The organism is Nonomuraea sp. NPDC050786, from assembly GCF_040654115.1.
GTDB lineage: Bacteria > Actinomycetota > Actinomycetes > Streptosporangiales > Streptosporangiaceae > Nonomuraea.
On record NZ_JBFAHJ010000013.1, the window covers coordinates 18,743 to 32,353 of the forward strand.

Annotated in this window: 9 protein-coding genes and 1 tRNA gene; 2 read left to right on the top strand and 8 right to left on the bottom strand. The window is 69.7% G+C overall.

The window, feature by feature from the left end:
* Positions 1-74: transfer RNA gene (locus AB0H84_RS23715), tRNA-Lys, on the top strand.
* Positions 75-153: 79 nt separating this feature from the next.
* On the opposite strand, the gene AB0H84_RS23720 is transcribed toward AB0H84_RS23715, so the two are convergent.
* From AB0H84_RS23720 to AB0H84_RS23745, 6 genes are all read right to left on the bottom strand, one after another.
* A complete protein-coding gene (locus AB0H84_RS23720) occupies positions 154-978 on the bottom strand; it encodes a carbohydrate ABC transporter permease (protein WP_357607895.1) in 825 nt (274 codons plus the stop codon).
* A gap of 1 nt (position 979) precedes the next feature.
* On the bottom strand, positions 980-1,936 hold the full coding sequence (locus tag AB0H84_RS23725) for a sugar ABC transporter permease (protein WP_357607898.1): 957 nt from the start codon (positions 1,934-1,936) through the stop codon (positions 980-982).
* Between the two features lie 80 nt (positions 1,937-2,016).
* A complete protein-coding gene (locus AB0H84_RS23730) occupies positions 2,017-3,321 on the bottom strand; it encodes an extracellular solute-binding protein (protein ID WP_357607901.1) in 1,305 nt (434 codons plus the stop codon).
* Between the two features lie 145 nt (positions 3,322-3,466).
* Positions 3,467-5,161, bottom strand: a complete 1,695-nt coding sequence (locus AB0H84_RS23735; RefSeq protein ID WP_357607904.1) for a hypothetical protein — start codon at positions 5,159-5,161, stop codon at positions 3,467-3,469.
* Between the two features lie 4 nt (positions 5,162-5,165).
* Positions 5,166-5,936 (bottom strand): GntR family transcriptional regulator, encoded by a 771-nt coding sequence (locus AB0H84_RS23740; RefSeq protein WP_357607907.1) that lies wholly within the window; start codon positions 5,934-5,936, stop codon positions 5,166-5,168.
* Positions 5,937-5,970: 34 nt separating this feature from the next.
* Positions 5,971-10,278 carry an NEW3 domain-containing protein gene (locus AB0H84_RS23745; RefSeq protein WP_357607910.1) on the bottom strand — a complete coding sequence of 1,436 codons (4,308 nt, stop codon included), beginning with the start codon at positions 10,276-10,278 and terminating at the stop codon, positions 5,971-5,973.
* Between the two features lie 279 nt (positions 10,279-10,557).
* Between AB0H84_RS23745 and AB0H84_RS23750 the strand changes: the two genes are divergently transcribed.
* A complete protein-coding gene (locus AB0H84_RS23750) occupies positions 10,558-12,387 on the top strand; it encodes an ABC transporter ATP-binding protein (protein ID WP_357607913.1) in 1,830 nt (609 codons plus the stop codon).
* A 43-nt stretch (positions 12,388-12,430) separates the two neighbouring features.
* Here AB0H84_RS23750 and AB0H84_RS23755 read toward each other — a convergent pair whose 3' ends face one another.
* Positions 12,431-12,952 carry a phospholipase gene (locus tag AB0H84_RS23755; protein ID WP_357607916.1) on the bottom strand — a complete coding sequence of 174 codons (522 nt, stop codon included), beginning with the start codon at positions 12,950-12,952 and terminating at the stop codon, positions 12,431-12,433.
* Positions 12,953-13,102: 150 nt separating this feature from the next.
* Positions 13,103-13,549: a hypothetical protein gene (locus AB0H84_RS23760; protein WP_357607919.1), complete on the bottom strand. Its 447-nt coding sequence runs from the start codon at positions 13,547-13,549 to the stop codon at positions 13,103-13,105.
* Between the last annotated feature and the right edge of the window lie 62 nt (positions 13,550-13,611).

Consider the following 13,611-nt stretch of genomic DNA (forward strand, 5'->3'; position numbering starts at 1 on the left):
GCGCCGCTAGCTCAGTTGGTTAGAGCAGCTGACTCTTAATCAGCGGGTCCGGGGTTCGAGTCCCTGGCGGCGCACCGCAAGAAACCCCAGCTCGCTTCAGCGAGCTGGGGTTTCTTTATCTGTGGCCCCTCGCCTGACGGCGCAGCGGGCCGGTCATTCCTTCAGGCCCGCGCTGAGGTCGGCGTTCATCACGTACTTCTGGAAGATCAGGTAGATCACGACAAGCGGGATCATGGACAGGACCGACGCCCCGAGCAGGACCGACCAGTTGACGTTCTCCGCACCCACGATGCTCGCGACGCCGATCTGCAGGGTGAACTCCTTCGGGTCGTTGAGGATCACGAGGGGCCAGATGTAGTCGTTCCACCGCCACTGGAACGACATGATGGCGAGGGTCATGATGATCGGCCGGGAGAGCGGGAGCATGATCCGGATGAAGGACGACAGTTCCCCGCTGCCGTCGATGCGGGCCGCCTCCAGCAGGTCGCGCGGCACGCTCAGGAAGAACTGGCGGAACATGAACGTGCCCGTCGCCGTGATCACCGAGGGGGCCACGACCCCGGCGAGACTGTTGTACAGGCCCAGGTCGCGGACGATGAGGAACAGGGGGGAGAGAATGACCTCGCCCGGGAGCATCGTGGTGGCCAGGATGCAGATGGTGAACGCCCGCAGCCACCAGTTGGTGTACTTCGCCAGGGCGTACCCGCAGGTCGCGCTGGTCACGATGGTGATGAGGGTCGCGGACACGGCCACGATGAGGGTGTTGCCGAAGTAGCGGCTGAAGTCGAAGCTCGTCCAGGCCTCGGTGAAGCCGGAGATGGTCGGGTGCTTCGGGAAGATGGTCAGCGGATAGGAGAACAGCTCTCCCGCCGGCTTGAAGGAGCTGAGCAGGAACCACAGGACGGGGATGCCGTACAGGGCGACCATGAACCACAGGGCCGCCGTCGCCCAGACCTTCTTCGGCAGCAGGTTGTCCATCTCAGGAGTCCTTTCGGCGGTTGATGACCAACTGCACGACAGCGATGACCATCAGAAGCAGCATGAGCACGAAGGACGCCGCGCTCGCGTAACCGACCTGGGCGCGGCGGAAGCCGGTCGTGAAGATGTACTGGATGAGCAGGTTGTTCTCGGTGCCAGGACCTCCGCCGTTGACCGCCTGGAAGAGCGCGTACTCCTTCATCGCGCCGAGGGTGCTGAGCAGGATCACGATGAAGGACGTGGGCGCGATCGAGGGCAGGGTGATGTGGCGGAACTTGGCCCACGAGCCCGCGCCGTCCAGGGAAGCGGCCTCGTAGTACGCGGCCGGCACGTTCTTGATGGCCGGGACGAACATCAGCATGTTGATCGCGGTGTTACCCCAGGCTGAGGCGATGATCACGATGGCCAGGGACAGATTCCCGTTGGACTGCCACGGCACCGCCTCGCCGCCGAGCGCCATGATGACGTAGTTGACGAGTCCGAAGTTCTCACCGAAGATCCAGCGCCAGATGACACCGGCGATGATCGGGGAGATGAGCCAGGGCACGAAGAAGACCACCCGCGCGATCGGCTTGCCACGGCTGTGCGGGCTGACGAGCAGCACGGCCGCGCTCAGCGCGGCGACGAACGTCAGCGGAACGACGGCGGCCGTGAAGATCAGGCTACGGATCAGCGCCGCGTAGAAGGCGTCGTCGTTCAGCAGCCGCTGGTAGTTGTCCAGGCCCACGAACGGCGCCGAGCCGACGCCCGTGTAGCTGGTGAAGGAGTAGCCCACGCCGATGACGGCCGGCCAGACGAAGAAGAGCAGGAACAGGGCGAGGTTGGACGAGATGAGCAGCAGGGGCACCAGGGTGTAGCGGTGGCCCCGCCGGCTCCGTCGGCGGGGCCACCGCCGCGGCCCGCTCCGGTCCGGCGTGTCCTCGGCGCGCCCCGCCGCTCGTGGGATGCTGTCCACCACTGCGCTCTCTCCTCCTCTTCCTTCCGCGTTCATCGACGCTCGGCCCGCCGGCGCAGGGGAAGCGCGGGCGGGCCGTACGATCAGCCGAGCTGCTGGTTGAGTCCCGACACGATGTTGTCGACGGTCTTCTTGATGTCCTGCTGACCGTTGATCAGCTTGGCCATCTCGTCCTTGGTCGGGTCCTCCTGGATCGACTTACCGGCGAGCAGGAGCTTCGTCCCGTTCTGGTGTCCCGACGAGGAGATCGGGTCCGCCAGTTCCATCTCCTTGATGTAGAGCTGGAACGCGTCGAGGGCGGCCTTCTTCTTGAACGGGTAGTTCAGTGTGAGGTCGGACTCCACCGGCAGGTAGCCGTTGACCTGCGCGAGCTTCGTGTAGTTCGCCGGCTGGAAGATGAAGTCCACCCACTTCTTGGCGGCCTCGGCCTTGTCGCCGTTGTTGAAGGCGACCACCTTGCCGCCGAGGTTGATGTCGGTGGCGTGGATGGGTCCTGGCGTCGGCGCGCTGGCCCAGTCGAAGCTCGTGATGCTCTCCGCGAAGTCGGCCACCTGCCAGACGCCGGAGAAGTACGCGACGACCTGGCCGCTCTTGAACAGGGCGTTCGGGTCGGCGCCCGAGGTCCAGACCGACTTCGGCATGACCTTGTCGTCGTTCAGCGAGGCGAACTTCGACAGCGCCTGCACCGTGGCGTCGTCGGGAGTGGCGAACTTGTTGTCCGGGCCGAGCTGGAAGCCCTTGCCGCCGTGGGCGTAGATGAAGGGCCTGATGCGCGCGGGGGACTGGTCGTAGACCAGGTCGTACTTGGCGCCCGTGGCGGTGCGGACCTTCGTCGCGGCGGCGAGGAACTCGTCCCAGGTCCAGGTCTGGTTCGGGTCCGCGGGAATCTTGACCTTGGCCTTGTCGAACAAGGTCTTGTTGACGAACAGTCCGGCAGCCGTCAGGTCGGAGGGGATGCAGAGGACCTTGCCGTCCTTGACGGTGAGCAAGTCTTTGTTGATCTTGTTGGCCGGGGCGTTCGCCGTCGCACCGAGGTCCTGGAGCTGGTTGAGCCAGATGGTGTCGAGCGAGGGCACGCTGGCCGTGTCGGGCAGGGAGTTTGCCTGCGCGGCCTGGCGCAGCTTGTCCTGGTAGCCGTCATAGGGGACGTTGACGATCTCGACCGTGACGCCCTCCTTGGCCTGGAACTCCTTGGCCAGGTCGTGGTAGCCCTGCGCCTGGGCCGCGCTCGCCGAGAGCCAGAAGGTGATGTTCTTGGCGCCGGAGTCCCCGCCCGAGCCCCCGTCGGAGCTCGATCCGCACCCGGTGAGGGCGATCGCCACGGCGACGGCCACTGGCAGCCAGCGCCAGCGAGTGAGTCGTGTCCGGGCTGTCGCAGAAGTCGTCATGGCGTCTCCTCGAACGTCGTCTGCCTGTGGCGTCGGACGGTAACGGGAAAGCGTTTGCCGGGTCAATAGTCAGGACAAACTCTCTTAAGATCTCCTGACATACGAACATCAGGATAAAGTACCTGATGCGCCGTGAGCTGCAGTTTTATCCTGAGTGGTGGGTGGCGGCGAGACGCAACCGCAACCTTCCTGGAACCCGTCCGGCGACGTACAGCCGCTCTCCCGACACGGCGTCGGTGCCCCCGAGGAACCGGTACTCCTCGCCGGGCTCGTAGCCGGGAACGGAATGGGAAGCGGCCATCGACATGGCGGGCACCGTGACGGTGATCGAGTCGTCGCCGACGCGGTAGACCGCGGGCTCGCCCGGGTCGAGCTGCCAGGCGTGCTCGTCCAGGGGCATGGCGCCCGTCATCCGCCCGCCGGGCCGGAAGGCCAGCTCCAGCGCCCAGTCCACGGCCGCGCCCGCCAGGTCGACCGTCAGCTCGGTCCCGGTGTCCGTGATGGCCACGTGGACGGCGGTGGTCAGCGTGACCTCGTCCCGTGCGCGCCGGGCGAAGTCCATCGCCGCGCTGAACCGGCCATCGTCGACCAGCCGGTAGTGGCCGCGCGCGTCGCGGTTCTGATCCGTCATCGGCTGGTAGTAGGAGGCCGACACGGATTCCGCGAGCGTCGCGGTCGTGCTCCCCTGCTCGCGTTCGACCAGCAATCGGTCGGCGCGAAACGGCCCCAGGCCGAAGAAGACCCGCGAAAGACGCACGTCCCCCAGGACGGCCGCCCCGGCGAACAGGCGCAGAAACGTCGGGGAGTTGGCCAGCCCGGAACGGATGCGTCTGTGGCGCGGATAGTCGGAACCGCCGAAGACCACGGTCGTCGTCGCGGGCCGATGGTCGACGAGCAGTCCCGCGGCGCCGAAGACGCGCTGCCGCGGTCTCCTGGGCGGGACGGGTTCCGGCAGCTCCCGCGCGATGCCGGGGTCGAGGAGCAGCTCCGTGGCCGCGCGCGCCGGTGAGACAACCCCTTGGGACAGCGCGAGCCCGGCCGCCCAGGCGAGGTCGCCCCGGCCGCGCAGCAGCGCGATCCGGCGCAGCGGGAGCAGGTAGGGCGCCAGGGGCAGCGGCTGCCGCTGGTCCTGGCGGCGCGACAGCACTGTCTCGACCGACCCGTCCGGCAGCAGCAGATCGAGCGTGGCGTCCAGGTTCCGTTCGACGGCGTCAACGAGGTCGGGGCGGTCGAACACGTCGGCGATGGCGAGCAGCGACGGGTTCGACACGTACGCGGCGTAGTTGGCGCTACGTTCGGAGTAGAGCCCGTCGTCGTCGATGTCGACTCCCTCGGCCAGCCACTGGCCGACCCGTTCCGCCAGGGCCGGGTGGGGCGCGAGCCGGTGCAGCCTGGCCAGGGCGGCCGAGATCTCCCAGCGGTGGTTGGGCGTGTGCACCCCGCCCCGGGACAAGGCCGGGGCGGCCGTCGCCAGCAGGTCGTCGAGCAGGTCCGCCAGCCCGTGCTCGGCAGCGCCGTGAGGGCCGCGCCGCAGCAGCCACAGGGCGTCGGCGAGATCGTTGACGCTGAACGCGGAGTCCGGCGGGGAGTCGACGTTGTCCCCGCCGGTGAACAGCCCGCCGGGGCCCTGTAGCTCGCGCAGCCGGGCGGCGAGCCGGGCCGCGTGATCGAGCAGCCGGCCGTCCCGCCCGTACGCGACGAGGGCCAGGATTCGCTCGGCCAGCTCGCGGTGCTGCAGGTGACCCCAGCTGTCGCCCTCGTTGAGGATCGCCTTGACCTGCCCGGTCAGGGCAGCCTGGACCGCCGCGGTGAACGCGGCGTCAACATGGTTGTCGTGCATCTCTTCACCGATCGCCCATGAGCAGGTTCATCTGGAAGCTGTAGCGGGCCGCGGCGTAGATGTGCGTGCCGTACTCCACCGCCGTGCCGCTGTCGTCGTAGGCGATGCGCTCCATGGTCAGGACGGCGGCGCCCCGGCTCTCCCCGAGCAGCCGCGCCTCCGCCGCCGTGGCGTTGCGGGCGCCGACTGTCTGGGTCGCCGCGTGCAGCCGGATGCCGGCCGTCCGGATCAGCTCGTAGAGACCGTGCCTCTCCAGCGCGTCGGTTCTGACCTCAAGCAGCAACGCGGGCAGGTAGTTGCGCATCCTGGCCAGCGGCTGGTCGCGGGCCATCCGAACCCGCTCTATCGCGATCACCGGCGCCCCCTCGGCCAGCCCGAGGGCTTCCGCGACGGCTGCGGAGGCCGGCTCGACGGTGTTGGACAGCACCGTCGTGGTCGGCTCCTGGCCGCTGCTCTTGAGGTCGTCGTACAGGCTGCTGAGCTCCAGCGGTCGCCGGACCTGGGACTGGACGACCCGGGTGCCCACGCCCCGCCGCCGCACGATCAGGCCCTTGTCGACGAGTAACTCCATGGCCTTGCGCATGGTGGGGCGCGACACCGCGAGCTGGTCGGCCAGCTCGATCTCGTTGTCGAGCTGGGTGCCCGGTGGCAGCATGCCGCCCGCGATGGCCGCCTCGAACTGCTGCGCCACCTGGAAGTAGAGCGGGACAGGGCTGGTCTTGTCGAGATTGACAAGGGCGGCGAGCGACTCCAGCCGGGGGACCTGGGAGATCATGATTGCCATTATGACAGGACTTGTCCTGACTTTCTTACAAATATTGTCCTGACAAAGGTAGCACCTCGACGGGGAGCGTCCGGGTGTAGTGGACCCGGCCGAAGGCGCAGACCTTCACGGCCGCCCACCAGTGCGCTCCGGGCCGGGCGTCGCCCGGCGCCCGTACGGTGAAGCGCAGTGGGACGCGGCCTCGGGCGGGAACGGCGAAGCCCTGCGTCCACGGGCCGGAGATCACCTCCCCGGCCCCGGCGCCCCATGTGCCGAACGGGCTGAGCAGTTGCGCCTCTCCGCGTATCTCGGTGCGCGCGTCATTGACAAGTTCGACGGTGAGCGTCGCCCACCCACCGGGCATGATCTCCAGCCCGGCCTGGTCCAACGTCACGGTGAGCGGCTCGCGGTGTTCCCGGTCGCCGACGTCCACGGTGACCACGTCCTCCAGGGTCTGGCCCAGTTCGTCGCGGATACGGGCGGCGACGAAGTAGGTCCCGGCCTCGGCGGCGGCGGGTGGCCGCAGGACCGTCTCGAACTCGGCGTGCTCCCCGGCCTCCAGGTCGTACTTCAGGGCACCGGCAGGAGCCGCCGCCCAGCCATCCGGCACGTCGAGCTCCACCAGGCCGACGGCGGACCGGGCCGAGCAGGCGACGGTGACCCGCACGGTCTCCTCGTCGCCCGGAACCACCCGCAGCGCCACCGGATGCACGTGGACCGCGACAGGCAGGTACCCGGCCGGGGCCGGACCCTTGTTGTGCAGCCAGTACCGGGTGAAGACCGGCTGGGCGGGCTCGACATGGGCGGCCGCGTGACCCGTTCCCAGGGCCGCCCGCGCGCCCAGCGTGACGATCTCGGCCGGCCGCAGCGGGATCACCGCGTCGCCCAGCCGCTCACCCGCCCCCGCAGGCGTCGCCCCGGCAAGCTCCGCTCCGGCAAGCTCCGCTCCGGCAAGCTCCGCTCCGGCAAGCTCCGCTCCGGCAAGCTCCGCTCCGGCAAGCTCCGCTCCGGCAAGCTCCGCCACCTCAGGCGTCGCCGCCTCGAGCAGCGTGGCGACTTCGACGTCGGTCAGGCCGCCATGCAGGCGCACGCGCGCCACCGTGGGCGACCCGGCCGACTCGTAGAGCCGCACGGTGACACCGGCGGCAAGGTCGATGTCGCCGGACAGCCCCGACGCCATCGGGTTTCCGCGCGGCTTCAACGCGGTCAACACGACGCTGGACGGCTCGACCCCGCCGAGGCTCGTCCGGGCGGGCAGCGGGCCCGGCGACGCGGACACCTGGCGCGCGAGCACCGCGTGGTTGACCTCCTGCCCGGCCTGGACGAATCCGGCGGCGCGCCAGTCACCGGCCCCGGCCACCAGGCTGTACTCAAAAGTGTGCGTCCAGTGCTGAAGGGAGAAGCTGCTGCCGTCGGGGACCGTCCTGGCCGGGCCGTCGATCCAGACGCCGCTCGGCCACGCACCGCAGGAGCGCATCAGCGAGACGTAGCAGGTGCCGTCGGACTCGGCCACGAAACCGGGCGTGCCGCGGTTGACCACGGCGACCGAGTAGTCGTCGACCGGCTCCGTGGTGCCGGGCAGCCCGGCGGGGACGGGCACGTCGATCACCGAGTCGGCGAGGTCGTCGATGACATCGTCGATGGCGGACCCGGCCACGATGAGCACGGGCAGATCGCGTACGCCGCGCAGATCGGCGCTCGGAACCCAGGCCTCGCGCCGGGTGCGGCGGGCGGGCACGAACACGCGTCCGTGCCGCGCCAGTGCCTCCCGGCAGCCCTCCGGCGCCGCGCTGAGGACCTGCTCGGCGAAGGCGTTCGCGTTCGCGTCGCCGATCACGATACGTACGTCGGGCAGGTTGGAGTCGCCGTCGAGCGCGCCGTAGCGCGGGCCGTCCGGCCGGGTGAGCGTGGCGGTGACGCCGCAGGCGACCAACCGGTCGAGCAGGCCGCGTACGCGGTCCCCGTCCCCGTCCCCGGATGCCACCACCTCGGCGACCCCGATCGCGTGGTGCTCGCGGCGGCCGTCCGCGAGCGACAGGGCGATCCGCGCCGTGGCCGACAGGCCCGCCCAGGTGTGCGCGGGGTTGTCCAGCGTATACAGGTGCTCTCCCGCGTCGGAGTTCGGGAAGCCGAACGACCGGCCGATCGCGGCGAACCCGACCTCGCTGACCGGCAGCGCGCCGGGCAGGTCGAGGTCGAACCGCGCCCTCAGCAGGTGGTCGCGGCCGATCGAGCCGTCCACGTGGGTGCGGAAGTCGATCCGGCCGATCCCGTCCCACAGGGTCGTCTCCTGGGTGACCCGCAGGTCGGCGAGGCGGGTGACGGCCACGATGCGGCGACCGACCGGAGACCTCCGTACGTGTACGGTCGTAGCCTGTTCCCGGGTGCCGACGCCAGGTCCCTTAGGCAGCAGGTGCCACGGGCCCTCGTGCCAGACCGGATGCGTCTCGTACTCGTCCTGCAGGTAGAGCTCGCCACCGAGGCCGCCGGGCCGCAGCAGTTCCCGGCCGGTACGCCGGTCGAGGATGCGGCTGAGCGCGCCGCCTCGGGCGGCGTCGGCTTCGATCGTGAACGTCTCGTTCTCGATCGTGGCGCCTTCGGGCTCCTCCGCCCACCCGGCGGGCAGCTCGGGGGCGGGGCCCAGGTGGTAGACGCGGAAGCCCAGCGACGGCACGTCACGGGCGACGAACGTCAGGTTCAGCTCCGCCACGCTGCCGTCCGGATGGCGCAGCACCCCCTCGGCCACCGCCGGGACGGGCTCGCCCCGGTCGTCGCGCAGCTCCGCGCCGGTCGTTCCCGGTTCGGGGAACGCGATCCGCACGGTCGTGACGCCGTCGCGGTCCCAGGACAGCGTGTTGACGGCGAGGATCGCCCGGCCCGCGCCCCCGGTGTCGGCATGGGCGGCGAGGCACTCGATGGCGCCGTCCCGGGCCGCCGCGCCCAGTTCGTACGCCTCGCGCCAGCCCGCGAGAAGGTCCAGGTACACCTGGTCGGACTCAGTGCCGGTGATCGCGTCGTGGTGGGCGCCGTACGCCAGCAGCCGCCATGCCTTGTCCAGCGCCTCGCTGGGGTAGCGCTCGCCGAGCAGCGCGGCCAGGGTGGCGAGTCGCTCGGCGTCGAGCACGGCGACTTCGGCGGCCCGTTGCGCCTGCTTGGTGTCGATGTACGAGACGTCCTTGCCGGTGTAGACGGGGTTCATGTCCCGTGTCTGCGGGGTGATCCCGCGCCGCGGGGCCGCGGCGCGGACCGCGGCGAAGAACTCGCGGGGCAGGCCGACCCTGAACCGGGGCCAGACATAGCGGGCGGCCCATGCGCGGTGCACCTCGGTGCACCAGCGCGACGGCAGGTTGTGGTCGTGCCCGACGGGCAGCAGGACATGGGGTGTGGCCGCGACCTTCTTCAGCTCACCGAACTGGTTGTACGCCTCAGCCATCGCCTCTTCGAGCGTCGCCTTGCGCTCCACGTCCCAGCCGGCGACGTAGTGATTGGACATGTAGCTGGTGAGCAGTCCGCGCCCGGACGGCGAGACCCACTCGAACTCGCTGGGGAACTGCATGCGGGTGATGTCGCCGGTGTGCCGCTTGGCGCCGACCATGTGGAACGGTCCGCGCGCCCACGAGGCGGAGTCCAGCCCCGCGTCGGCCATCAGCCCGGGGAATGCCGGGTCGTGGCCGAAGACGTCGAGCATCCAGGCGGTACGCGGGTCGCCGCCGAGCACGTCCCGTTGATAGCCGATGCCGTAGACCGCGTTGCGGATGGTCGACTCGGGGTGCGTCAGGTTGGTGTTGGGCTCGTTGTAGGTTCCGCCGACGAGTTCGACCCGCCCCTCGGCCAGGAAGCGCCGCAGCTGCTCCCGGTCCTCTGGAAAGACGTCCCAGAACGGTTTGAGGTAGTCGATCTCGGCCAGGACGAACTTGTAGTCGTCGTCGTGCCTGGCCGCGTCCAGGTGGGCGCGTACCAGGTCGAAGGCGGTACGGACGAACGGCGGCCGCAGCTTGCCGACCCACGGCAGGTCGGGTAGTTGGTGCCATACCTCGGTGAAGCCGGCCTGGGTGTTCCACCAGACGGGGTCGTAGTGGAAGTGCGAGACCATCCACATCGTCCAGCCGGTGGCCGCCGCCTCGACGCTCCCGTCAAGGGTACGACGCTCACCCGCGCCCTCCGCGACGGCGGTGACGCGGTGGACGGAGCCCTCCGGCGCCGGCGCGGCGATGACCACCCCCACCTCGGCCTCCCCGTCACGGGTGACCGTCACGGGCTCGGGCGTGGTGACAGCAGGACCCTCCACCCGCACCAGTACCGGTCCCGGCACCCCGGTCAGGGTCACCCGGACGACCTGGCGTGGCGCGGACACGGAACCTACGAACAGATCAGTGCCCCGCAACGACGCGATTCGCATGTTCACTCCAGACCTCTGACCCGGGCGGCGTCAACTGGCGTCCGTGTCAGTGGATCCCGGGCATGGGAAAGCGCTTTCGCGGATCCTATAGAGACCTGGTTGTGCTCTGCCACCCGATATGCCCAGATTCCTGCTGGGATCAAGAACGGCCGCTCGGCCGGAAAATCGTTCGCTCCTCCTGTGCGCGCTGCGGCAGCATGGTCACGGCCGGTGTCTGCGTTCGGGGAGGGGCGGATGGCTGTGCTCGGATCAGGTGAAGGCTCCGCAGACCGTCCGTCCGCACGAAAGTCGGCCGTCCTGCTGGCGCTGCGCTACTACTGCGGCGAGCTGAAGCGCCAGTGGCGGGTCGCGGTGCCCGCGGTGACGCTTCCGGCGGCGGGCAACATCTGCCTGTTCTACCTGGCGCCCCTGGCGGTGGCCGGGCTGGTGGGGCATCTGTCCGGCGGCGGTGACGGCACCGTGGCCGCGCTCCTGCCGTACGTGCTCGGCTTCGGCTCGATGCTGCTGGCGGGCGAGACACTGTGGCGGGTGGGGCTGCACTTCCTGAACCGTACGGACGCCCGGGGCATCGAGCGGCTCGGCGTGGTCGGCATGGACGAGCTGCTGATCAGGGACGCCGCGTTCTTCCACGACAACTTCGCCGGCTCGCTGACCAAACGGGTGCTGAGCTTCTCCTCGAGGTTCGAGGACTTCGTCGACACGCTCACCTTCTCGATCATGGCCAAGCTGGTGCCGCTGGTCTTCGCCTCGGTGGTGCTGTGGCGCTATCACCCGCTGCTGGTCCTCGTTCTCGTGGGGCTCATCATCGTCACCGGCGTTCTCGTCGCCCCGCTCATCCGCCGTCGCCAGGTGCTGGTCGACCAGCGTGAGGCCGCCAGGGTGCTGGTGTCGGGCCACGTCGCCGACGTGCTGGCCAACATGGACACGGTGCGAGCGTTCGCCGCCGAGGCCCGCGAGGCCACCGAATACCGGGCCAGGGTCGCCGAGCAGCGCAGGCTCACGCTCCGCTCCTGGGACTACGGCAACCTCCGGGTGGACACGGTCGTCGCCCCGATCGCGGTGCTCACCAGTGCCGGGGGCCTGCTCCTCGCCGTGGCGCTCCGGGGCGGGCTGGGTGTGGAGGCCATCGTGGTGACCTTCTCGTACTACTCCAACGCGATCAGCATCATGTTCGAGTTCAACCAGATCTACCGGCGCGTGGAGAGCGTGCTCACCGAGGCCGCCCAGTTCACCGAACTGCTCCTCGTGCCGCCGACCGTGGTGGACCCGCCCGATCCGCAGCCGCTGCGCCCGGCCGACGCGAGTGTCCGCTTCGAGTGGCTGAGGTTCGCGCATACCGAGGGCCCGCCCCTGTTCGACGGGCTGGACCTGGACATCCCCAGCGGCACCAAGATCGGGCTGGTGGGCCGGTCGGGCGGCGGTAAGACCACCCTCACCCGGCTGCTGCTGCGTCTCATGGACATCGACGGCGGCCGCATCCTGATAGGCGGGCAGGACATCGCCCGGCTGCGCCAGTCCGACCTGCGCAGCCTGATCGCGTACGTCCCCCAGGAACCGGCCATGTTCCACCGGTCGGTGCGCGACAACATCGCCTTCGCCCGGCCGGGCGCCACCGAGGCCGAGATCATGGAGGCCGCGCGGGCCGCGCATGTCATGGAGTTCGCCGAGTCCCTGCCGGACGGATTCGACACCCTGGTCGGCGAGCGCGGCGTCAAGCTCTCCGGCGGCCAGCGGCAGCGCGTCGCCCTCGCGCGCGCCATCCTGCGTGACGCCCCGATCCTGCTGCTGGACGAGGCGACCAGCGCGCTCGACTCCGAGAGCGAGATCCTCGTCCAGGAAGCCCTGTGGCACCTGATGCGGGACCGTACGGCGCTCGTGGTCGCGCACCGCCTGAGCACGGTCGTGCGGATGGACCGGCTGGTCGTGCTCGACCAGGGCCGCATCGTCGAACAGGGCACCCACGGCGAGCTGCTGGAGGCCCAGGGGCCCTACGCCCGGCTCTGGCACCACCAGTCCGGCGGCTTCCTGATCGAGGATGACGCGCCGGACGCGCTGCACCGCTGACGGGGACGGGCGGGGACGCGACGGCATCCCCGCCCGATCGGTCTCAGGCGTCGGCGCTCTGGGCGTCCAGCTCCGCCTGCCGCTGCACCTGCTGGATCTGCTCGTCGGTGACGACGAGGCTGCCGAACTCCTTGACCGCCTGGTAGTACGTCCAGGCGAGGCCGTTGCAGGTGGACTTGGAGACTCCCGAATACTTGGAGCACACCTGCTTCATGTCGTAGTAGAAGGCGTCATCGATGCGTGACTTGTTGGCCGGGAACTGGCTCACGTCCTTGTAGTTGCGGTAGCCGAAGTCGTGCCTCCTGCAGGGCATCCGGAAGTCGAATCCGAGCGGCTGGTCGGGGCTGCTCGAGCAGAGGTCGGTCGACCAGTCGAAGGCGTAGTCCGCCCATGCCGCCTGGTTCTGCCAGGCGGCCCGCCAGTCGGCGGCGCTGGCGCTGGTGGGCTGGGTGAATCGGGAGAGGGCGGCGAGCTTCTGCTCCAGGGTCACCGCGTGCGCCGGTAACGCGAAGCCGAGCACGGTGATCAGGGAGAGGACGACAGCGGTGAGGGACCGTCTGGCCATGGGGACCTGCTTCTGATGCCGGGGGGGAGGGACGTCATCACGATGACGCGAAACGGCCGGAAACGCAGAAGCAGATCTTGCTCAATTCCGGACGAAGGTTAACCCAGAATTGATCTTTACAGCGAGCCGATTTTCTGTCAGTGACTCAAGTCAGTGAGTGGCTCTCCGGGACAGCAGGAGACGGGCCGACCAGCCGAGCGCCCACAGCAGGAGCAGGGCCACGAGAGGGCCGCCCAGGATGACCGTCAGCCCGGCGCCGATGTTGGCGCCGAGCGTCCCCGCGGTCACCACCCGCCAGCCCGCTCCCGTGACGGCGCCCGCGACCAGGGCCGGCAGGAGCGCCGCCCACCAGCGGCGGTCGAACCGGCGCTGCCGCGACGCCCTCAGGAGCAGGGCCAGCGTGCCGACCGCCACCACCGCCGCCGCGAGACCGGCGGCGCGCTCGGCCCACGGATCGACGGCCGGCGGGCGGATCGCCCGGTCGAGCTCGGTGCCCGGCGGGGCGGCCACGCTCAGATTGCCGACCAGCCACCAGACGGCCACGGGGACGGCCAGGACGCAGCCCGCAGCCGCCACCAGGAGTGTCTTCTTCGTCACGCCGGTCCGATGCCCTCCGAGGTAAAGTGCGTGTCCCGGTCCTTTACCCAATCACCAGGCGT

Excerpts from the sequence above, each read along its gene's own strand:
- AB0H84_RS23720 (WP_357607895.1), bottom strand. The coding sequence starts at position 978 with ATGGACAACCTGCTGCCGAAGAAGGTCTGGGCGACGGCGGCCCTGTGG.
- AB0H84_RS23730 (WP_357607901.1), bottom strand. The coding sequence starts at position 3,321 with ATGACGACTTCTGCGACAGCCCGGACACGACTCACTCGCTGGCGCTGG.
- AB0H84_RS23735 (WP_357607904.1), bottom strand. The coding sequence starts at position 5,161 with ATGCACGACAACCATGTTGACGCCGCGTTCACCGCGGCGGTCCAGGCT.
- AB0H84_RS23740 (WP_357607907.1), bottom strand. The coding sequence starts at position 5,936 with ATGATCTCCCAGGTCCCCCGGCTGGAGTCGCTCGCCGCCCTTGTCAAT.
- AB0H84_RS23750 (WP_357607913.1), top strand. The coding sequence starts at position 10,558 with ATGGCTGTGCTCGGATCAGGTGAAGGCTCCGCAGACCGTCCGTCCGCA.
- AB0H84_RS23755 (WP_357607916.1), bottom strand. The coding sequence starts at position 12,952 with ATGGCCAGACGGTCCCTCACCGCTGTCGTCCTCTCCCTGATCACCGTG.